The organism is Streptomyces scabichelini (assembly GCF_011045015.1).
Lineage (GTDB): Bacteria > Actinomycetota > Actinomycetes > Streptomycetales > Streptomycetaceae > Streptomyces > Streptomyces scabichelini.
In genome coordinates this window covers 1-19,336 of record NZ_JAAKZY010000134.1, presented here as the reverse complement: position 1 = coordinate 19,336, position 19,336 = coordinate 1, and the positions used below count along the sequence as shown (strand labels likewise).

Sequence of the window (19,336 nt, the reverse complement as noted above, 5' to 3'; positions counted from 1 at the left end):
CGCCCGGTCCGCCGTGCGAGCGACGATAGGAGGGGGCCCAGGGCCCCCGGTGCCGTGAGGAATGGAGATCCCGTGACCCGTACGGAGACGTTGATCGCCTCGGCCGAAGCGCACAGCGCGCACAACTACCACCCGCTGCCGGTCGTCGTGGCCACGGCGGACGGGGCCTGGATGACGGATGTCGAGGGGCGCCGTTTTCTCGACCTGCTGGCCGGCTACTCGGCGCTCAACTTCGGGCACCGCAACAGACGCCTGATCGACGCGGCGAAAGCGCAGCTGGACCGGGTGACGCTGACGTCGCGGGCGTTTCATCACGACCGGTTCGCCGAGTTCTGTGCGCGGCTGGCCGAGCTGTGCGGCATGGAGACGGTGCTGCCGATGAACACGGGCGCGGAGGCCGTCGAGTCGGCCGTGAAGACCGCGCGGAAATGGGGGTACCGGGTCAAAGGCGTGCCCGACCAGATGGCGAAGATCGTCGTGGCGGGCAACAACTTTCACGGGCGTACGACGACGATCATCAGCTTCTCCACGGACTCGGAGGCGCGGGCGGACTTCGGGCCGTACACGCCGGGCTTCGAGATCGTGCCGTACGGGGATCTGACCGCGATGCGCGAGGCGGTCACGGAGAACACGGTCGCCGTGCTGCTGGAGCCGATCCAGGGCGAGGCGGGGGTGCTGGTGCCGCCGGCCGGTTATCTCGCGGGCGTACGGGAGTTGACGCGGGAGCGGAATGTCCTGTTCATCGCGGATGAGATCCAGTCGGGGCTGGGGCGGACGGGCAGGACCTTCGCGTGTGAGCACGAGGGCGTGGTGCCGGACATGTATGTGCTGGGCAAGGCGCTCGGGGGCGGGGTGGTGCCGGTGTCGGCGGTGGTTTCCTCGGCCGAGGTGCTGGGGGTGTTCCGGCCGGGTGAGCACGGTTCGACGTTCGGCGGGAATCCGCTGGCCTGTGCGGTGGCGCTCGAGGTCATCGCCATGCTGCGGTCCGGTGAGTTCCAGGCCCGGGCCGCGGAGCTGGGTGAGCATCTGCACCGCGAGCTGGGGCTCTTGCGTGATACGGGGAGGGTGACGCAGGTCCGCGGGCGCGGTCTGTGGGCGGGGGTCGACATCGCGCCGGTGTACGGCACGGGCCGGGATGTCTCCGAGAAGCTGATGGACCGGGGTGTGCTGGTCAAGGACACCCACGGCTCCACCATCCGGATCGCGCCGCCGTTGGTGATCAGCAAGGAGGATCTGGACTGGGGGCTCGCCCAACTCCGGGCGGTACTGAGGGCATAGCGCAACGAGTCGCGCGGGAGACCGTCACAGGATCACGTGCGGCAGGAAGCGGGCGTACTCGTCCGTGACCAGGCCGGACGACTCGCGGATGCCGAGGCCTGCCGACTCGTCCTCGACGACCCAGGCGCCGAGGACGACACGATTGCCGTCGAAGGAGGGGAGAGGGGCCAACTCCTGGTAGCAGCAGGGCTCTTCGCGGATCACGGGGGCGTTTCCGGCCTCGTGGACCGTGACGCCGGCGCCCTCGCGGCCGAGGAGGGGCTTGGCGACGTAACCGGTGGTGGTGGCGAGTTCGCGAGGGCCGTCGAGGTGGGCGGGGAGGAGGTTCGGGTGGTGCGGGTAGAGCTCCCAGAGGATGGCGAGGAGCGCCTTGTTGGAGAGGAGCATCTTCCAGGCGGGTTCGATCCACATCGTCGAGCCCGTGCCGCCGCCGTTGTCGAGGGTGTCCAGGACGTGTTCGGCGAAGCGGTCGGTGGTCAGCCACTCCCACGGGTAGAGCTTGAAGCAACTGCGGATGAAGCGGAGTTGCTTGTCGACGAAGCGGCCGGAGATGCGGTCCCAGCCGATCTCCTCCATGGAGATCCAGTCGGTCTCCAGGCCGGCCTGTTCCGCGGTCTCCTTCAGATAGGCGACGGTCATCAGGTCCTCACCGAGTTCGTCGGCGGAGGAGTGCGCGAAGTAGAGGGGACTGCCCGGCGGGAGGAGGGCGGACTGTTTCTTCCAGGCGTCGACGAGGCGTTCGTGGAGGGAGTTCCACTGGTCGGCGCCCGGGAAGCGTTCCTCCATCCAGAACCACTGAGGGCTGGCGGCCTCGACGAGTGAGGTCGGGGTGTCCGCGTTGTACTCCAGGAGCTTCGCCGGGCCCGTGCCGTCGTAGCGGAGGTCGAAACGGCCGTACAGGGACGGGAGTTCGTCGCGGCGGTGCCAGGCCTCGGTGACGAGTTCCGCGAGGTGGGGGTCGGTGATGCCGAGGTCGGCGAAGCGGTTCGCCGTGACGATGTGGTCGGCTGCCGCCAGGCACATCCGGTGCAGTTCCTCGACGACCTCCTCCAGGGCCTCGACCTCGGGGAGGGAGAAGACGTAGTGCGCGGACTCGTCCCAGTACGGGCGCAGGGAGTCGTCCGGGTAGCGGGTGAGCGGGTAGATGAGGCCCTGTTCCTCGACGGTCTGCTGCCAGCCGGGGCGGGGCGCGATGGTACGGCGTTCCATGACGACTGCTGCCTTAGGGCTTATGGCTCTGAGCTCTGGCCTTTGAGGTCTGAGCTCTGGCTTGAGGGCTTATGGCACTGGGCTCTGGCCTGAGGGCCTATGGCACTGAGCTCTGGCTTGAGGGCCTACGGCTCTGCGCTCTGGCTTGTGTCCTGGCCGCCGCTCAGCCGCCCGAGCTACCGCCGTCGCCATTGCCGAAGCCGCCGCGGTCCACGCCGCCGCTGCTCGAACCACCGGAGCTGCCCGAGCCGCCGGAGTCCTTGCCGAAGGAGCCGCCGTCGACCCAGCCCTTGCTCTCCTTGCCGCCGTAGTACCAGGCGTCGTCGGAGGAGGCCTTGCGGCTCTTGCGGCTGCTGGAGACGGTGGTCTTGCAGTCCTTGTCGGAGACGACCTTGTAGCCCTTGTCCAAGTTGTAGCTGTCGCGGTCGACGCAGCGCTTGTCGGGGTCCGACGAGCAGGCGCTGAGTGCCGCCGCGAGGAGTCCCATACCGCCGAGTACGACCGTGCCCGAACGCAGTTGCCGTCGTGAGTCCGCCATGTCCGTTCCCCCGTGACCGTTCACCATCAACTTCTCGGCCCACCCTATCGATCACGGTCCCGCCCGCCACAATCGGCCCCGTTCCCCCCGGGCACCAATTACCGAGGCAGCACCCTGCACAGGGCGTCCAGTGCACCCGTCCAGGCGTGGTCCGGAGGTGTGCCGTAGCCCACGACGAGGGCGTCGTACGGGTCGGTCGCGGCGTCCGCGTGGCGGTAGCGGGCCAGGCCGTGGACCGCCAGACCCTGCCGGACTGCCGCCCGAGCCACCGACTCCTCGGTGCCGGGCGGGAGTTGGAGGACGGCGTGCAGACCGGCCGCGATGCCGGTGGCCCGTACCGACGGGGCGTGGGACGCGAGCGCCGCGACGAGTTGATCGCGGCGGCGGCGATAGCGCAGCCGGGCCGCACGGACATGGCGGTCGTACGCACCCGAGGTGAGGAACTCCGCCAGAGTCAGCTGGTCCAGAACCCCGCACGTGTCCACGCCTCCCTTCGCCGCCGCGACCTCCGACACCAGCGACGGCGGCAGGACCATCCAGCCGAGCCGCAGCCCCGGGGCCAGGGACTTGCTGGCGGTGCCCAGGTACACGACGCGATCCGGGTCGAGTCCTTGGAGTGCTCCCACGGGCTGGCGGTCGTAGCGGAACTCCCCGTCGTAGTCGTCCTCCAGGATCAGCCCGCCGGTCCGCCGCGCCCAGTCGACGACGGCGGCCCGCCGGTCGGACCGCAGCGGTACGCCCATGGGGAACTGGTGCGAAGGGGTCAGCAGGACCGCCCGGGCATCGACGAAGGCCCCCGCCCTCTCCCCCGCGTCCGCGTCCGCACCGGAGCCCGCCCCCGCATCCGCCAGGCCATCCGTGGACGTACCCAGCTCATCGAACGGCAGCGGAACCGTCCGCAATCCCGCCGCCTCTGCCAGCCCCCAGTGCACATCGAGCCCGTACGACTCCACGGCGAGCGAGCGCAGCCCCCGTTGCCGCAGCCCCGTGCCGAGCAGGCGCAGGCCGTGGGTGAAGCCGGAGCAGATGACGATGCGTTCGGGGTCGGTACGTACGCCGCGGGCGCGGGCGAGGTAGGCGGCGAGGGCGGTTCGGAGTTCGACGCGGCCTCGCGGGTCGCCGTAGCCGAGGGCGTCGTTCGGCGCCGTGGCCAGTGCGCGGCGGGCCGCCTTGAGCCACTCGGCGCGGGGGAACGAGGCGAAGTCGGGGCTGCCGGGTATGAGGTCGTACGTCGGCCCGCGGGACGCGCGCGGCCGTGGCGCCGCTGACGAGGCCGGCGCCACCACGGCCCGTTCCGCCACCCGCGTGCCCGAGCCCTGGCGTGCGGTGAGCCAGCCCTCGGCGACGAGATCGGTGTACGCGTCGGCGACCGTGTTGCGCGCGATGCCGAGGTCGGCGGCGAGCGACCGCGACGACGGCAGTCGTGTCCCGGGGGCGAGCCGCCCGCCCCGTACCGCCTCGCGCAACGCGTCCGTGAGCCCTCGGCGGACACCTGATCCGGTCAGTTCGACATGCAGGTCGACACCCAAAGTGGCCCATGATTCAGCCATGGAAATGGACCATACTCCTGGGCTACTCCGCCCGTAGGGTCCATGGCATGACGACGAACGACGGCATCACGACGAACGACGGGACGACACGGAACAGCGACACGACCAGGCACAGCGACACGACGACCGTGGCGTACGCGCCCGAGCAGCCGCCCCGGATGCGCTGGGCCACACTCGCGCCCGAGGTCTACAAGACGATGGTCCGCCTCGACGCCGCCGCCCAGCAGGGCCTCGACCCCTCGCTCGTGGAGCTCGTGCGGCTGCGCGCCTCCGGGATCAACCACTGCGCGTTCTGCCTGGACATGCACACCAAGGACGCGCTGGCGGCGGGCGAGAGCGTCCAGCGCATCGTCCAGCTCCCCGCCTGGGAGGAGTCGAAGCACTTCTACACCGAGAGGGAACTCGCGGCGATCGAGCTGACGGAGGCCGTGACCGTCCTCACCGACGGGTTCGTGCCCGACGAGGTGTACGAGAGGGCGGCCAAGCACTTCGACGAGGCGGAGCTGGCCCAGCTCATCGCGAGCATCGCGGTGATCAACGCGTGGAACCGGTTCGGCGTGGCCACGCGCGCGGTGCCCGGCCACTACAAGGCGGGCGACTTCAAGTGACGGCTCGCACAAAGCTTCTCGACCCGGAAGTCGGCACGGCCATGTCCGCGCTGAGCGCCGCCGCGAAGAAGGGCCTCGGCGACCCCGGGCTCGCCGAACTGGTCCAGATCCGCGCCTCGCAGCTCAACCACTGCGCGTTCTGCCTCGACATGCATCTCGAACTGGCCCGCAAGCACGGCGAGTCCGAGGACCGCATCCAGCTCCTCAACGCCTGGGAGGAGGCGGGGGACCTCTACACCGAGCGCGAGCGGGCGGCGCTCGCGCTGACGGAGGCGGTCACCGTCCTGACCGAGGGCTTCGTGCCGGACGAGGTGTACGAGAGGGCCGCCCAGCACTTCGACGAGGGCCGGCTCGCGCACCTCATCGGGCTGATCACCGTCATCAACGGGTGGAACCGGCTGATGGTCAGCCGCCGCATCCCGCCGGGGGGCAACGCATGGTGAACAGCAAGGTCGAGACCTTCCGCGCGCTGCACCAGGGCCGCGCACCGGGCGATCCGTTGATCCTTCCCGGCCCGTGGGACGCCGCCAGCGCCCGCGTGTTCGCGGACGCCGGTTTCCCGGCGCTCGCGACACCCAGCGCCGGGGTCGCCGCCTCGCTCGGATACGAGGACGGGGCCACGCCCGCCGATGAGATGTTCGCGGCGGTCGCCCGGATCGTGCGGTCCGTGGACGTGCCCGTCTCCGCGGACATCGAGGACGGCTACGGGCTCGCACCCAAAGAGCTGGTGGAGCGGCTCCTCGAGACGGGCGCCGTCGGCTGCAACCTCGAGGACTCGCACGAGGGAGTCCTCAAGGACCCGGCGCGGCACGCCGACTGGCTCGCCGAGGTGCGGGCCGCCGCAGGCGACCGGCTCTTCCTCAACGCGCGCGTCGACACGTTCTCGCGTGGGGTTCCCGACCCCGAACGGGCCGTCGAGCGGGCGGTGTTGTACGTGACGGCGGGCGCCGACTGCGTGTATCCGATCGGCGCCCCCACGGACGTACTCCCGCTCCTGCGCGCCGGGATCCGGGGCCCGATCAACGCGTCCGCGAAGCTGGACGACCCCTCACCGGCGGAGCTCGGCCGACTCGGCGCCACACGGATCACGTTCGGGCCCGGACTGCAGCGTCGCGCGACCGCGGCGCTGACGGACATCGCCCACGGCCTGCGCGAGGACTGGTTCGGCCAGGCGCGCGCGGCGGCGAACCGCGCCCCTTAGGAGCGCGCGCTCGTCACTTGGACAGCCACGACCGCCAAGTCGACTCGTGGCTGTCCACCCACTTCTTCGCCGCCTCCTCAGGGGTCAGCTTCTGGTCGGCGATCATCAGGGACACCTCGTTCTGGTCCTCGGTCGTCCACTTGAAGTTCTTCAGGAAGGCGGCCGCCTTGCCGCCCCCACTGGCGAAGTCCGCGTTGAGGTACTTCTGCAGCGGGGTGTGCGGGTACGCGCAGGCGACCTTCTTCGGGTCGGCGTCGCAGCCCTCCTTGTACGGGGGCAGCTTCACCTCCGTCATGGGGACCTTCTTGAAGAGCCACTGCGGGGTGTACCAGTACGTGAGGAAGGGCTTCTTCTCCTTCGCGAACTGCCGCATCTGCGTGATCTGCGCGGCCTCCGAACCGGCGAACACCACCTGGTAGTCGAGGTTCAGGTTGTCCACCAGCGCCTTGTCGTTCGTCACGTACGAGGGCGAGCCGTCCATCAGCTGGCCCTTGCCGCCGCTCTCCGGGGTGCGGAACTGGTCGGCGTACTTGTTCAGGTTCTTCCAGTTCGTGACGTCCGGGTGCTGCTTGGCGAAGTACGTCGGGACGAACCAGCCGATGTGCCCAGTGACCCCGAGGTCGCCGCCGCGCGCGATCGTCTTCTTGTCCTTGACGTACCGCTGCTCCTGCTCGGGATGCCCCCAGTCCTCCAGGATCGCGTCGATCCGGCCCTGGCTGAGCGCGTCCCACGCGGGGACCTCGTCGACCTGGACGGTGTCGACGCGATAGCCGAGTTCGTGCTCCAGCAGGTACTGCGCGACGGCCACGTTGGCCTGTGCGCCCACCCAGGACTGCACGGACAGGGTCACGGTCCTGGCGCCCTGCGCGTTCGCGAAGGGCGAGGCCTGCTTCGTCATGTCCGCGGCTCCGCAGCCGGTCAGCACCAGCAGGGCGCACGCGCCCGCAACAGCCGGGATCATCCTCGTACGCATCTCAGGCCCCCTTCCTCGTACGGCGTTCCGTCGGCTGGGTCACCCGGTCGAGCATCAGGCCGAGGCAGACGATCGCCGCGCCCGCGACGAGGCCGGTGGCCAGGTCGCCCTGGGCGATCCCGAACACGACGTCGTAGCCGAGCGCGCCACCGCCGACCAGGCCGCCGATGATGACGACGGCGAGGACCAGGACGACGCCCTGGTTGACGGCGAGGAGCAGCGCAGGGCGCGCCAACGGCAGCTGTACCTGCCACAGTTGCTGCCAGTTCGTGGCGCCGAGCGAGCGCGACGACTCCATCGCGGCCGGATTCACCTGGCGCAGGCCCTGCGTGGTGATGCGTACGACGGCGGGCAGGGCGTAGACGACGGCGGCGGCCACGGCGGGTGCGCGGCCCACTCCGAAGAGGGCCACCACCGGGATCAGGTACACGAACTGCGGCATCGTCTGGAAGACGTCCAGTACGGGCCGCAGCAGCCGTTCGACGCGTTCGCTGCGCGCGGCGGCGATGCCGATCGCGAAGCCCACGACGAGCGTGACCGCCACGGCCGCCAGCACCTGGGAGAGCGTGTCGAGGGACGGCTTCCACACGCCGAGCACGCCGATCGCGGCCATCGCGAGGACGGCGGTGAGGGCGGTCTGCCAGGTGCCGATGAGCCACGCGAGCGCGGCGACGATCAGCAGGACCGACCACCAGGGCAGCCACTGCAGGCCGTCCCGCACCGGGTCCAGGATCCAGGTGGTGAAGTGGCCGGCCCAGTCGGCGGTGCCGCCCACGTAGGGGACGCCGGAGTAGAGGTGGTCGGTCATCCAGTCGACGGCCCGGTTCACGGGCTCGGCGATCTCGAGCAGCCAGGACTCGGGCCAGTCGAGGCGGTCCGTGAAACGTCCGACGAGGGCGATGGCCACGGCGCCGACAGCCGCGTAACCCCACAGCGTCAGGCCGGACTTGGCGAACCCGCCGGGCCCTGACCCGCCGGGCCCCGGGTCGCCGAGCCGCTCCCCCGCCGCGGCCGTCACCCGGTCCAGGACGACGGCGAGCAGCACGATCGGGATGCCGGCGGAGAGGGCGGCGCCGACATCGACCGAGCCGAGGGCCTGGTAGACGCGGTCGCCGAGGCCGGCCCCGCCGATGACGGACGCGATGACGGCCATCGACAGGGCCATCATGATCGTCTGGTTGAGACCGAGGAGGAGTTCCTTGCGGGCGAGCGGGAGCCGGGCGGTGAGCAGCCGCTGCCGCGCGGTGGTGCCCATGGACTCGACGGCCTCCATCACACCGCCGTCGGCGCCGCGCAGGCCGAGCGCGGTGAGCCGGGCCATCGGCGGGGCGGCGTAGACGACGGTGGCGAGCGCCGCCGCCGGGACGCCCATGCCGAAGACCAGCACGACCGGCAGGAGGTACGAGTAGGCCGGCAGGACCTGCATGGTGTCGAGTACGGGGCGCAGCGCACGGTACGTACGGTCGGAGAGCCCGGCGGCGAGGCCGAGCAGCGCGCCGAGCACGACCGACGCGAGCACGGCGACCACCATCAACGCCAGCGTCTGCATCGTGGGCACCCACATGCCGAGCAGCCCGCAGAGCAGGAACGCGACGCCCGTACCGATCGCCAGCCGTACCCCGGCCACCCGCCAGGCGATGAGCGCCGCCGCGGCGGTGACGCCCGCCCAGCCGGCGGCGAGCAGGACGAGGTAGACGGCGCGTACGGACAGGACGACCGCGTTGGAGATGTGCCCGAAGAAGTACAGGAACAGCGGGTGGCTGTCGCGGTTGTCGATGACCCAGTCGTTCGCCTTGCCGAGCGGTTCGGAGAAGTCGACGGTCAGGGCGTCGGGCCAGGTGCCGCTCGCCCAGCGGGCGTTGGCGAGGGGCACGAGGATCGCCGCGGCGAGGGCGAGCAGCAGGAGCTTGGCGACAGCACGGTGGCGGATCAGCGCTCGGGCCCGGTCCGCCAGTGCGGTGGAGTCGACGGAGGCGGTGGCGGTAGCCATCAGGCCACCCCCTCGCTCACGCCGGCCGGCTCGTCCGTTCTGGCCGGCTGGTCGGTTCTGGCCGGCTCGTCCGTTCCGGCCACCACGCCCAGCAGCGCCTTGGAGTCCACGACTCCGACGCAGCGGCCGTCGTCCATCACGCGCGCCGGGCGGCCCGCGCGCGCGACCGCCTCGATGGCCTCCGAGACCGTCGCGTCCGGCGCCACGGCGGGACCGCTGCCGACCTCGTCGGCGCCGGCGGGCCGCATGGCCGTACGGACCGTCATGACCTGCTCGCGCGGCACGTCCCGGACGAAGTCGCGTACGTAGTCGTCGGCGGGCGAGCCGACGATCTCCTCGGGCGTGCCGAGCTGGACTATGCGGCCGTCGCGCATGAGGGCGATGCGGTCGCCGAGGCGCAGGGCCTCGCTCAGGTCGTGGGTGATGAAGACCATCGTGCGGCCCTCCTCGCGGTGGAGCCGGATGACCTCCTCCTGCATATCGCGCCGGATCAGCGGGTCGAGCGCGCTGAACGGCTCGTCGAACAGCAGGACTTCGGGGTCGACGGCCAGCGCCCGCGCGAGCCCGACCCGCTGCTGCTGGCCGCCGGAGAGCTGTCCGGGCCTGCGCTGCTCCATGCCCTCCAGGCCGACCTTGGCGACGACTTCCTGAGCCCGCTCCCGGCGCTCGCCCTTCGCGACGCCCTGGATCTCCAGGCCGTACGCGACGTTGTCGATCACGGACCTGTGCGGCAGCAGTCCGAAGTGCTGGAAGACCATCGAGGCGCGGTGGCGGCGCAGTTCGCGCAGGCGCGTCTTGTCCATGGCGCATACGTCCTCGCCGTCGATCACGATCGACCCGGCGGTCGGCTCGATCAGGCGCGTCAGGCAGCGTACGAGCGTGGACTTGCCCGACCCTGACAGGCCCATGACGACGAAGACCTCGCCCTTGCCGACCTCGAAGCTCACGTCGCGCACGGCGGCGGTGCAACCGGTGCGGTCGCGGAGTTCGGCGGCGCTCAGCGCGCCGAGTTCCGGGTCGCCGGGCACGCGGTCGGCCTTCGGCCCGAAGACCTTCCACAGGCCCTCGACGGAGAAGACGGACTGGGTGGCCGTGGCCTTCGCGAGAGGTGTCGTCGCGGTCATCACTCGCCACCCCCGATCAGGTCCACACACTTCTCCCCGACCATGAGCACCCCGATCATCGGGTTCACGGCGGGCATCGTCGGAAAGACGGACGCGTCGGCGATCCGAATGCCTTCCAGGCCACGGATCCTCAACTCCGGGTCGACGACGGCGAGTCGGTCGTCCGCTGCGCCCATACGGCAGGTTCCCGCCGGGTGGTACACCGTGTGCGCCACCGACCGCGCGTACACGCTGAGCTCCTCGTCCCCCGTGACATCGGGGCCGGGGGCCACCTCGCGCTTCAGCCAGCCCGCCAGGGGCTCTGACTTGGCGATCTCGCGGGCGATCCTGATCCCGTCGACGAGGGTGCGGCCGTCGTAGTCGTCCTCGTCCGTGAAGTAGCGGAAGTCGAGGGCGGGCTTCTCGGCGGGGTCGGCGCTGGTCAGATACAGCCGGCCGCGGCTGCGGGGCTTGGGGATGTTGGGGGTCATCGATACTCCGTGCGCGGGGCGTTCGTACCCGATCCGCTCCGGATTGTCGGTGAACGGGATCTGGTAGAAGTGGAACATCAGGTCCGGTCCCGCGGACGCGGGGTCGCGCCGCACGAAGAGGCCCGCGTCGGAGTCCATCGCGGAGTTCTCGGGGATCGGTCCGTGCGTCTCCCAGACGATGACCGACTCGGGGTGGTCGAGCAGGTTCTCGCCGACGCCGGGCAGGTCGTGCGCGACGGGGATGCCGAGCGCCTCCAGGTCGCGTGCGGGGCCGATGCCGGAGTGCAGGAGCAGCCGGGGCGAGTCCACGGCGCCCGCGCACAGCAGGACTTCGCTCTTCGCGCGTACGAGGATCTCCTCGCCGTCCTTGGTCCGTACGTGCACACCGCGCGCCCGCGTCCCGTCGAGCTCCAGCCTGTACGCCCAGGTCTCCAGCAGGATCGTCAGGTTCGGGCGGTCCAGGAAGGGGTGGAGGTACGCCACCGACGCGCTCGACCGCTTGTTGTTCTCCGGGTGGTACGCGAGATCGAAGAAACCGACGCCCTCACTGAACGGCTTCTTGTTGAAGCCCTCGACGCGCGGTACGCCCAGCGTGGCCTGGGCGGCGTCGACGAAGTCGCGGGCGATGGCGTTCCGGTCCTTCTCGTCGACGGCGACGATGTTGTTGCGCAACCGGGCGTAGTACGCCTCCATCGGCACCGGGCCCCAGCCCTTGGCACCGGCCGCCTCCCACTCGTCCCAGTCGGACGGCAGCGGCTTGAACGCGATGAGCGTGTTGTGGGAGGAGCAGCCGCCGAGCACACGGGCCCGGCTGTGCCGGATGTGCGAGTTGCCGCGCGGCTGCCGGGTCGTCGGGTAGTCGTAGTCCAGGTCCCCGCCGAGCAGCCCCATCCAGCGGCGCAGGGTGAGGACGTCCTCGCGGTCGACGTCGCTGGGGCCGCCCTCGATGACGGCGACGGTGACGTCCGGGTTCTCGGTCAGGCGGGATGCGATGACGGAGCCCGCGGTACCGCCGCCGATGACGACGTAGTCGTACGTGTGCTCGTGGTCAGGCATAGGGGGGTTACTCCTCGGGGTCGTACAAGGTGCTGCGCTCGGCGGTCCTTGGCCGGGGGTCCTTGGCGGGGGTTCTTGGCGGGGTCCTGCGGGGGTTCTTGCGGAGGTGGCCGGGTGGTGCTCGGGCGTCAGCCCGCGAACCACCGCACCGGCTTCGGCGCGAGGTTCTGGTACACGTGCTTGGTCTCGCGGTACTCGGCGAGACCGGCGGGCCCGAGCTCCCGCCCGACGCCGCTCTTGCCGAAGCCGCCCCACTCCGCCTGCGGGAGGTACGGGTGGAAGTCGTTGATCCAGACGGTGCCGTGCCGCAGCCGTCCGGCGACGCGCCGGGCACGGCCCGCGTCGGCGGTCCAGACGGCGCCCGCGAGCCCGTACTCCGTGTCGTTGGCGAGCGCGACGGCCTCGTCCTCGGTGCGGAAGGTCTCGACGGTGAGGACGGGCCCGAAGACCTCCTCGCGTACGACCTTCATGTCGCGGTGGCACTGGTCGAGAACGGTCGGCTCGTAGAAGTAGCCGGTGGCGGGCCGCACCTCGGACGGTTCGGGCCGCTTGCCGCCGGCCCGCAGCACCGCGCCCTCCGCCAGGGCGGAAGCGACGTACGCCTCCGTCTTCTCCCGCTGCTGCTGAGACACGAGCGGCCCGCACTCGACGCCGTCCTCGGTGCCGCGCCCCAGCCGGATCCTCCCGGCCCTGCGGGCGAGTTCGGCGACGAAGCGCTCGCGTACGGACTCCTCGACGATGAGGCGCCCTCCGGCGGAACAGACCTGGCCGCTGTGGATGAACGCGGCGTTGAGGGCCTGGTCGACGGCCGTGTCGAAGCCTTCCTCCGTGGCGCAGGCGTCGGCGAAGACGACGTTGGGGTTCTTGCCGCCGAGTTCGAGGGCGACCTTCTTGACGGTGACGGCGGCGGCCTGGGCGACCTTGATCCCGCTGACGAGCCCGCCGGTGAAGGAAACGAGGTCGACGCCGGGGTGCTCGGCGAGGCGGGCGCCGACCGTGTGCCCGGGCCCGGTCACGATGTTGGCGACACCGGCGGGCAGCCCGGCCTCGACGAGCAGTTCCACGAGAGCGACCGTGGTCAGGGGAGTGATCTCGCTCGGCTTGATGACGAACGCATTGCCCGCGGCGAGCGCGGGCGCGACCTTCCAGCTCGCCTGGAGCAGCGGGTAGTTCCAGGGCGTGATCATCGCGCAGACGCCGACGGGTTCGTGCACGACGACGCTGTGAAGGTCGTCGGACCCGGCGTCGACGACACGGCCCCCGCCCTCTCCGACGACGAGATCGGCGAAGTACCGGAAGGCGTCGGCGACGCAGTCGATGTCCACGCGCCCCTCTTCGAGCGTCTTGCCCGCGTCACGGCTCTCCAGCAGCCCGAGCCGCTCACGGTCGCGTACGAGGAGATCGGCGACGCGGCGCAGCAGGGCGGCGCGGTCGGCGACGGAGGTGCGGCGCCAGGGCCCTTCGTCGAAGGCCCGCCGGGCAGCGCCGACGGCCGCCTCCGCGTCGCGCTCGTCGCCTTCCGCGACCACGGCGAACGGCTTGGCGTCCGCCGGGTCGAGCACTTCACGCGTGGCCCCGGAGACGGCTTCAAGCCACTCCCCGCCCACGTGGATCGTCTTCTGCGGCTGTCGTTCCGCTGGTCCCGCTGGTCCCGCCATGATCGGTCTTGCCTTTCGTTCCTGTTCCATGCCCCTGTGTCACACCTGTGTCACTTAGTGAGGGCTGGATGCCCCTGCCCCGACCCGGGCGATACATGCTCGACCGTGGCCGAAAGTGCGCTGAGTCACTGGGAGCGCGCTTCTCCTTCTCATGGACTTCTCCTTCTCATGGACTTCTCCCTTACCTTTGACTACAGTCAAATAAATATGGAGCCAGTGTCCACGGAGCATGTGACGACCCTTCGTCGCTTCAACCGCTACTTCACCCGGCGCATCGGCGCGCTCGACGACCACTACCTGGGCCAGGACCGGCCGCTCGGCGAGGCGCGGCTGCTGTTCGAGATCGGGGACGGGGTCTCACTGCGAGAGCTGCGGAGCCGACTCGGCCTGGACGCCGGGTACCTGAGCCGGATGGCCAAGGCGCTGGAGACGCAGGGGCTCGTACGGATCACCGTGCACCCGCAGGACACCCGGCTGCGGGTCGCCGAACTCACCCCGGCGGGGCGCGTCGAGGTGAAGGAGCAGAACCGGCGGGCCAACCACCTCGCCGAGGGGCTGCTCAGCGGACTGACGCCGGCCCAGCGGGGGCAGCTGACCGAGGCCCTCGGCGCCGCCCAGCGGCTGCTGCGGCTCGCCGCGATCACCGTCGAGGTCGTCGACGGAGCCGCCCCGGACGCCCGCGCGTGCCTCGACGCCTACGCCGCCGACGTCGACGAACGCTTCCCCGAGGGATACGACCGGGCGGCCCTCGTACGACCGCGTGAGGTGTCGGGGGACACCGGCGCCTTCCTCGTCGCCTACGAGGAAGGCCGCCCCGTGGGATGCGGGGCGCTGCGACAGCTCGAACCCGGTGCCGGCGAGATCCGCCACGTGTGGGTGCACCCTGACGCCCGCCGCCTCGGCCTCGCCCGCCGCCTGCTCGCCGAGCTGGAGCGACAGGCCGTCGAGCGCGGCCACGGGGTCGTACGCCTCGACACGCACGCCTCGCTCACGGAGGCGCAGGCGATGTACCGGGCGGCCGGGTACACCGAGATCCCGCGGTACAACGACGACGTGTACGGGGCGTACTGGTTCGAGAAGCGGCTCCCGGGCCAGAAGCCCTGACCCACTGACCGCACCGCCTCCGCCTCCGCATCCGCCTCAGTCCGCGACCGGCTCCGGGCATTGCGTGGCCGGGGGGCAGAACCAGTTCAACGCCGTGTCCAGGATGGTTCGTTCGTCGTCGTAGCCGTCTGCCGCCGGGCCGTAGGAGGTGATGGCGTACAGCTTGCCGTCCATGGACTCGAAGCGGTGATCGACGATGTGCCAGGTGCCGTTGTCCGTCTCGCCCTTGAGGGAGTCGGCGAGGTATTCGAGGCGGGCGGCCGGGTAGCCGCCGTCGTCGAGGCTTTCCAGGGAGAGCTGCTCGAAGCCCTCGGGCTTGGGGGTGCTGTCGGACACGTACTCCTGGAGGGACGCGTCCGGGGTGGCCTCCAGCACCTCGTAGATCTGGATGCGGCGGGAGCCGTCGGCGCTGCGGTAGTTGACGATGTCGAAGCCATGGACGGAGGCGGCCGTCTGGCGGTCCCAGCCCTTCCTGACGGCCACGCGGAAGCCCTCCGGGTCCTGCACGGCCTCGTATTCCGGGGGCAGCGTGTCCGTCGGGCCCGGCGACGCCGGGTCCTCGGTGCCCGTACCGCCCGAGTCGCCGCTCGTGTCGCCGTCCGTGTCGGTGGTCTGTGCGGGCGGGGCGTCGCGGGCCGTGAAGTAGCCCACAGGACCCGGCTCGTCCTTCCACCCCAGCGCCCAGGTGCCGAAGGCCAGCCCGCAGACCGCGAGGACCACGGCCGCACCGCGCAGCGCCTGGCGCTGGCGCGCAGCGTCGCGCCGCTGGAGCGCGACGACCTGCTGTTCTTCTTCGGGCCCCGCCCACTCCTGGCGGTCGGCGTCGAAGACCCTCACCATCGTTGTCCTTCCGGCGGTCGGCGGTCAGCCGAGGAGCTGGGCGATCGCCTGGGTGACGGCGGTCACGGATGCGGCGGTCGCCGCGGCGGGACCGTAGGCGGCGAGACGGTCGCGCAGCCGCGCGAGCGGTCCGTCCCCGCTGCGCCCGGTGCGGGCGATCTCGCCCTCCACTTCGGCCAGTTCGGCGCCGAGGGCCTCGCTCTCGGCCGTACGCTCCTGCTGCCCGAGTTCGGTGCGCAGTGCTCGTACGGCGGTGAGCAGCTCCCCGTACCCGGGCTCGGCGGGCACGGCCGTGTAGTTGACGGACTCGGCCCTGCCGTGGTCCCCGAAGGCCTGGGAGCCCCCGCTGATCGAACCGATATGGATCTGCGCCCCGCCCTGCGCCCCGCCGCCCGTGCCCCCGTCGCTGCTCATACCGTGCTCCTCTCCGTGTGCGTGGCCTGGCCGTGCGAGCCCGTGGCGAGGGCGCCGCCGGACATCTCGTTGATGTAGAGCCCGCTGTTGTGGATGTTGGTGATGTTCTGCTCCAGTCGGTCGGTGCGGTAGCCGTGCGCCTGCAGGGCGTCCCGTACGCCCTCGCCGATCCGGTCCTGGAGGGTCCTGATGTAGCGGGTGACGTCCATCTCCTGGAAGAGGGACAGCTCGTCGGTGCTGGCCAGCTCGCGCAGCGAGACCAGCGGTGCGTCGGGCGCCGCCTGTTCGGGACGGGCCGACCACTGACGCAGTACGGAACGCAGGGTGCGCAGGGCCGCGATCCCCGTCGCCACACCGACCGAGGGGGCGTCGATCAGGGCGCGGACGGCGTCGCGCAGCGGGCCTTCCGGCTCGCGCCCCACGATCGCGTCGATCTCCCGGAACTCCGGCACGATCGGTCCGAGCACATGCGGCACCACTTCGAGGACCAGCATGCCGCCCTGGGTGTGCACCCGGACCAGCAGCGAGACGACGACCTGCTCGTTCCAGGCGCCGACCCTGATCCGCAGGAAGTGCCGGCGGGCCTCCCCGCCCTCCCCCACGGACTCGTCCAGGTGCCGCTCGACCTGAGCGGACTCGTACACGCCCGCCGTCCGGGCGTCACCCCGGACGACGACGAGCGGCTCGTCGCGGCCCACACCGGACGGGAGGTAGACGAACTCCTCGATCTCCAGCTCCCGCAGCCGGTCCCGGCTCCCGTCCCCGGCGGACTCCTTCAGCGCCCGCAGCGGACGCTCGATCATGGCGATGATCTCGCGCGCGGTGAGCGGCGCGGGCGCGGCCTTCGAGCGGGGCCCGGGTACGCCGTTGCCGCTCTCCCCCGCCTCCTTGTGCCGCAGTTCCAGCACGACCGACCAGGGCTTACGGGGCACGCCTGCGCCGACGAAGGGACGGTTGGCGTCGTAGAGGGTGAGCGAGGCGTCCTGTTCGCGGCGGATGCGCTCGGCGAGGGCCTGGTAGCGGTGCGGCAGGCCGGGGTCGGGCGTCTCGGCGAACGTCTGGCGGGCCAGCGCCATGCGCAGCGTCTGTTTCCGCAGCCACTGGTGGCGCCAGACGACGACACCCAGCAACAGCGGGAAGATCACCGGATACGGCGTGTCCTCGATCCCGGCCCCGGCCTGTACCCAGTACCGGACACCGACCAGCCAGGCGGCCGCGGTCACCAGCCAGCCGAGGCGCCGCTGCAACCAGGCAAGGGCGGGCGGCAGCTTCAGCCGCTGCACCACGGCGGTGTCCGTGCCCCGGCCGGAGATGACCCGCGCCAGCCACAGCAGCAGGACGACCGCGGCGTACGAGATCGCCCACGTGCCGGGGACGAGCCCGCCGAGCGCGCCCGGCGCCCCCACGTCGTCCGACGCCTCCGACTCGAAGACGATCGAGACGTAGTCACCGAAGGACAGGTCGGCGTCGCCGCCGGCGCCGTCCTGCACGGTGTCCCGGATCATCACCACATCGCTGACCAGGAACCCGATCCACACCGCGAGCAGCAGCAGCGCGGTGCGCACCTCGTCGCGGCGGGCGCGCAGCGCGTGCGCGAGGACGGGCACGACGTCCGCGCCGAGCGGCGGCGCCACCGGGCGCTGCGCGTTTCCGACGAGTTCGTCGATGACCCGCCTGCGGAACCCCGCGTCCAGATGGGCCCCGGCGCACAACAGCCGGGTGGCCTCGGTGTGGCCCCAGCGCCGCTTCGACGGTTCGCTCCCCATGCTCCCGACACCCCTGTTTGCCGCAGGCCAGTGCTGACCGCGGTGAATTCCATTGGTGGACAAGGGAGTTGACGTTAGCGGAGAGGCGCCGGAGGCGGGAGGGGTGAACGGAAATCACCCCTCGAACTGGTGAGTCTCTCCGGACAGGCGCATGAGCCGTGCCGTACGCGGGGAAAGCGCGAGCCCGCACGGCCGAGTGGGTGAGTGGCCGTGCGGGCTCGCGGAATGCCGGGGTCGGCTCGGCCGAACGCCGAACGCCGAGGGTCGGCTTGGTCGAACGCCGAGGGTCGGATCAGATGAGGCCGAGGCCGCGGACCGCCTCGCGCTCCTCCTCCAGCTCCTTCACCGACGCGTCGATGCGGGCGCGGGAGAAGTCGTTGATGTCGAGGCCCTGGACGATCTCGTACTTGCCGTCCTTGGCGGTGACGGGGAAGGAGGAGATGAGGCCCTCCGCGACACCGTACGAGCCGTCCGACGGGATACCCATGGAGGCCCAGTCGCCGTCCGTCGTGCCGTTGACCCATGTGTAGATGTGGTCGATGGCGGCGTTGGCGGCGGAGGCCGCTGACGAGGCGCCACGGGCCTCGATGATCGCGGCGCCGCGCTTGGCGACGGTCGGGATGAAGTCCTCGGCCAGCCACTTCTCGTCGTTCACGGTCTCGGCGGCGTTCTTGCCGGCGACCGTGGCGTGGAAGATGTCGGGGTACTGGGTGGCGGAGTGGTTGCCCCAGATGGTCAGGCGCTTGATGTCGGCGACCGTCGAACCCGTCTTCTTCGCGAGCTGCGTCAGCGCCCGGTTGTGGTCCAGACGGGTCATCGCGGTGAAGCGGTCGGCCGGTACGTCCGGGGCGGCGGCCTGGGCGATCAGGGCGTTGGTGTTGGCCGGGTTGCCGACGACGAGGACCTTGATGTCGTCCGCGGCGTGGTCGTTGATGGCCTTGCCCTGCGGCTTGAAGATGCCGCCGTTGGCCTCCAGCAGGTCACCGCGCTCCATGCCCTTCGTACGGGGGCGGGCGCCGACCAGAAGGGCTACGTTCGCGCCGTCGAAGGCGACGTTCGGGTCGTCCGAGATGTCGATGCCCTGAAGGAGGGGGAAGGCACAGTCGTCGAGCTCCATGGCGGTGCCCTCGGCGGCCTTCAGCGCCGGGGTGATCTCCAGGAGGCGCAGTTTGACCGGCACGTCCGCGCCGAGCAGCTGGCCGGAGGCGATGCGGAAGAGCAGGGCGTAACCGATCTGGCCGGCCGCGCCGGTGACGGTGACGTTCACGGGAGTGCGGGTCATGGCGTTCTCCGTATGACAGCTGGCGGTTGGGGCGTCCCTGCCCCGGGGTGCGGGATCCCCGGCGTCGGCCTGGGCCGGCGCTCGCCGCCGCGATGATCGACCACGGGTACGAATGATCGATCTCTTGGCGTCAAGAGAGATCCGGCGATCAGGCTATCGCGCATCCGGCATGCCGCACGGCCGGGTCCGTGTGGCCCGGCCCACAAGTCTCGCCAAGAGGCGGCCGCCGGTCCGGGAGAGGGGGACGACGGCGGCCGCCGGGTGGGGGTGCCGGG

At 71.1% G+C, this 19,336-nt stretch carries 17 protein-coding genes; 5 read left to right on the top strand and 12 right to left on the bottom strand.

Annotation, left to right across the window (positions count from 1 at the left end):
• Positions 1–72 precede the first annotated feature (72 nt).
• Positions 73–1,278 carry an ornithine--oxo-acid transaminase gene (gene rocD, locus G5C60_RS32920; protein ID WP_165264681.1) on the top strand — a complete coding sequence of 402 codons (1,206 nt, stop codon included), beginning with the start codon at positions 73–75 and terminating at the stop codon, positions 1,276–1,278.
• Between the two features lie 24 nt (positions 1,279–1,302).
• Here the strand turns inward: rocD and G5C60_RS32915 are convergent, their stop codons facing one another.
• From G5C60_RS32915 to pdxR, 3 genes are all read right to left on the bottom strand, one after another.
• The gene (locus G5C60_RS32915; protein ID WP_165264680.1) at positions 1,303–2,487 is read right to left on the bottom strand and encodes a glutathionylspermidine synthase family protein; all 1,185 of its coding nucleotides are present in this window, start codon (positions 2,485–2,487) and stop codon (positions 1,303–1,305) included.
• A 163-nt stretch (positions 2,488–2,650) separates the two neighbouring features.
• On the bottom strand, positions 2,651–3,025 hold the full coding sequence (locus G5C60_RS32910) for a hypothetical protein (RefSeq protein ID WP_165264679.1): 375 nt from the start codon (positions 3,023–3,025) through the stop codon (positions 2,651–2,653).
• Between the two features lie 98 nt (positions 3,026–3,123).
• Positions 3,124–4,575 (bottom strand): MocR-like pyridoxine biosynthesis transcription factor PdxR, encoded by a 1,452-nt coding sequence (pdxR, locus tag G5C60_RS32905; RefSeq protein ID WP_165264678.1) that lies wholly within the window; start codon positions 4,573–4,575, stop codon positions 3,124–3,126.
• Between the two features lie 47 nt (positions 4,576–4,622).
• Between pdxR and G5C60_RS32900 the strand changes: the two genes are divergently transcribed.
• From G5C60_RS32900 to G5C60_RS32890, 3 genes are read left to right on the top strand one after another with little or no spacing between them, the layout of a single operon-like run.
• The gene (locus tag G5C60_RS32900) at positions 4,623–5,183 is read left to right on the top strand and encodes a carboxymuconolactone decarboxylase family protein (RefSeq protein WP_165264677.1); all 561 of its coding nucleotides are present in this window, start codon (positions 4,623–4,625) and stop codon (positions 5,181–5,183) included.
• Positions 5,180–5,626: a carboxymuconolactone decarboxylase family protein gene (locus tag G5C60_RS32895; protein ID WP_165264676.1), complete on the top strand. Its 447-nt coding sequence runs from the start codon at positions 5,180–5,182 to the stop codon at positions 5,624–5,626. The genes G5C60_RS32900 and G5C60_RS32895 overlap by 4 nt, the downstream gene beginning before the upstream one ends.
• The gene (locus tag G5C60_RS32890; protein WP_165264675.1) at positions 5,620–6,384 is read left to right on the top strand and encodes an isocitrate lyase/PEP mutase family protein; all 765 of its coding nucleotides are present in this window, start codon (positions 5,620–5,622) and stop codon (positions 6,382–6,384) included. Before G5C60_RS32895 ends, G5C60_RS32890 begins: the two co-directional genes overlap by 7 nt.
• 13 nt (positions 6,385–6,397) lie before the next feature.
• On the opposite strand, the gene G5C60_RS32885 is transcribed toward G5C60_RS32890, so the two are convergent.
• The 5 genes from G5C60_RS32885 to G5C60_RS32865 form a co-directional block, all read right to left on the bottom strand.
• The gene (locus tag G5C60_RS32885) at positions 6,398–7,357 is read right to left on the bottom strand and encodes an ABC transporter substrate-binding protein (RefSeq protein ID WP_165264674.1); all 960 of its coding nucleotides are present in this window, start codon (positions 7,355–7,357) and stop codon (positions 6,398–6,400) included.
• Position 7,358: 1 nt separating this feature from the next.
• On the bottom strand, positions 7,359–9,347 hold the full coding sequence (locus G5C60_RS32880) for an ABC transporter permease (RefSeq protein ID WP_165264673.1): 1,989 nt from the start codon (positions 9,345–9,347) through the stop codon (positions 7,359–7,361).
• Entirely contained in the window at positions 9,347–10,471 is a 1,125-nt protein-coding gene (locus G5C60_RS32875; RefSeq protein ID WP_165264672.1) for a quaternary amine ABC transporter ATP-binding protein, read from the bottom strand. Before G5C60_RS32875 ends, G5C60_RS32880 begins: the two co-directional genes overlap by 1 nt.
• On the bottom strand, positions 10,471–11,997 hold the full coding sequence (locus G5C60_RS32870) for a GMC family oxidoreductase (protein ID WP_165264671.1): 1,527 nt from the start codon (positions 11,995–11,997) through the stop codon (positions 10,471–10,473). The genes G5C60_RS32875 and G5C60_RS32870 overlap by 1 nt, the downstream gene beginning before the upstream one ends.
• Before the next feature lie 128 nt (positions 11,998–12,125).
• Complete coding sequence (locus G5C60_RS32865) at positions 12,126–13,655, bottom strand: aldehyde dehydrogenase family protein (protein ID WP_165264689.1); 1,530 nt, start codon at positions 13,653–13,655, stop codon at positions 12,126–12,128.
• A gap of 207 nt (positions 13,656–13,862) precedes the next feature.
• On the opposite strand from G5C60_RS32865, the gene G5C60_RS32860 reads away from it, so the two are divergent.
• Entirely contained in the window at positions 13,863–14,759 is an 897-nt protein-coding gene (locus G5C60_RS32860; protein ID WP_206440286.1) for a bifunctional helix-turn-helix transcriptional regulator/GNAT family N-acetyltransferase, read from the top strand.
• A 36-nt stretch (positions 14,760–14,795) separates the two neighbouring features.
• Here G5C60_RS32860 and G5C60_RS32855 read toward each other — a convergent pair whose 3' ends face one another.
• The 4 genes from G5C60_RS32855 to G5C60_RS32840 form a co-directional block, all read right to left on the bottom strand.
• Positions 14,796–15,599: a hypothetical protein gene (locus G5C60_RS32855; RefSeq protein ID WP_165264669.1), complete on the bottom strand. Its 804-nt coding sequence runs from the start codon at positions 15,597–15,599 to the stop codon at positions 14,796–14,798.
• A gap of 24 nt (positions 15,600–15,623) precedes the next feature.
• Positions 15,624–16,013 carry a hypothetical protein gene (locus G5C60_RS32850; protein WP_165264668.1) on the bottom strand — a complete coding sequence of 130 codons (390 nt, stop codon included), beginning with the start codon at positions 16,011–16,013 and terminating at the stop codon, positions 15,624–15,626.
• Positions 16,010–17,779, bottom strand: coding sequence for a hypothetical protein (locus G5C60_RS32845; RefSeq protein ID WP_165264667.1), 1,770 nt, complete (start codon positions 17,777–17,779; stop codon positions 16,010–16,012). The genes G5C60_RS32850 and G5C60_RS32845 overlap by 4 nt, the downstream gene beginning before the upstream one ends.
• A gap of 292 nt (positions 17,780–18,071) precedes the next feature.
• Positions 18,072–19,061, bottom strand: a complete 990-nt coding sequence (locus G5C60_RS32840) for a malate dehydrogenase (RefSeq protein WP_165264666.1) — start codon at positions 19,059–19,061, stop codon at positions 18,072–18,074.
• Positions 19,062–19,336: the final 275 nt, after the last annotated feature.

What these genes read in the sequence shown, in the direction of transcription:
- G5C60_RS32915 (WP_165264680.1), bottom strand. Translation starts at nt 2,487, where the DNA reads ATGGAACGCCGTACCATCGCGCCCCGCCCCGGCTGGCAGCAGACCGTC.
- G5C60_RS32910 (WP_165264679.1), bottom strand. Translation starts at nt 3,025, where the DNA reads ATGGCGGACTCACGACGGCAACTGCGTTCGGGCACGGTCGTACTCGGC.
- pdxR (WP_165264678.1), bottom strand. Translation starts at nt 4,575, where the DNA reads ATGGCTGAATCATGGGCCACTTTGGGTGTCGACCTGCATGTCGAACTG.
- G5C60_RS32900 (WP_165264677.1), top strand. Translation starts at nt 4,623, where the DNA reads ATGACGACGAACGACGGCATCACGACGAACGACGGGACGACACGGAAC.
- G5C60_RS32890 (WP_165264675.1), top strand. Translation starts at nt 5,620, where the DNA reads ATGGTGAACAGCAAGGTCGAGACCTTCCGCGCGCTGCACCAGGGCCGC.
- G5C60_RS32885 (WP_165264674.1), bottom strand. Translation starts at nt 7,357, where the DNA reads ATGCGTACGAGGATGATCCCGGCTGTTGCGGGCGCGTGCGCCCTGCTG.
- G5C60_RS32880 (WP_165264673.1), bottom strand. Translation starts at nt 9,347, where the DNA reads ATGGCTACCGCCACCGCCTCCGTCGACTCCACCGCACTGGCGGACCGG.
- G5C60_RS32875 (WP_165264672.1), bottom strand. Translation starts at nt 10,471, where the DNA reads ATGACCGCGACGACACCTCTCGCGAAGGCCACGGCCACCCAGTCCGTC.
- G5C60_RS32870 (WP_165264671.1), bottom strand. Translation starts at nt 11,997, where the DNA reads ATGCCTGACCACGAGCACACGTACGACTACGTCGTCATCGGCGGCGGT.
- G5C60_RS32865 (WP_165264689.1), bottom strand. Translation starts at nt 13,655, where the DNA reads ATGGCGGGACCAGCGGGACCAGCGGAACGACAGCCGCAGAAGACGATC.
- G5C60_RS32860 (WP_206440286.1), top strand. Translation starts at nt 13,863, where the DNA reads ATGGAGCCAGTGTCCACGGAGCATGTGACGACCCTTCGTCGCTTCAAC.
- G5C60_RS32855 (WP_165264669.1), bottom strand. Translation starts at nt 15,599, where the DNA reads ATGGTGAGGGTCTTCGACGCCGACCGCCAGGAGTGGGCGGGGCCCGAA.
- G5C60_RS32850 (WP_165264668.1), bottom strand. Translation starts at nt 16,013, where the DNA reads ATGAGCAGCGACGGGGGCACGGGCGGCGGGGCGCAGGGCGGGGCGCAG.
- G5C60_RS32845 (WP_165264667.1), bottom strand. Translation starts at nt 17,779, where the DNA reads ATGGGGAGCGAACCGTCGAAGCGGCGCTGGGGCCACACCGAGGCCACC.
- G5C60_RS32840 (WP_165264666.1), bottom strand. Translation starts at nt 19,061, where the DNA reads ATGACCCGCACTCCCGTGAACGTCACCGTCACCGGCGCGGCCGGCCAG.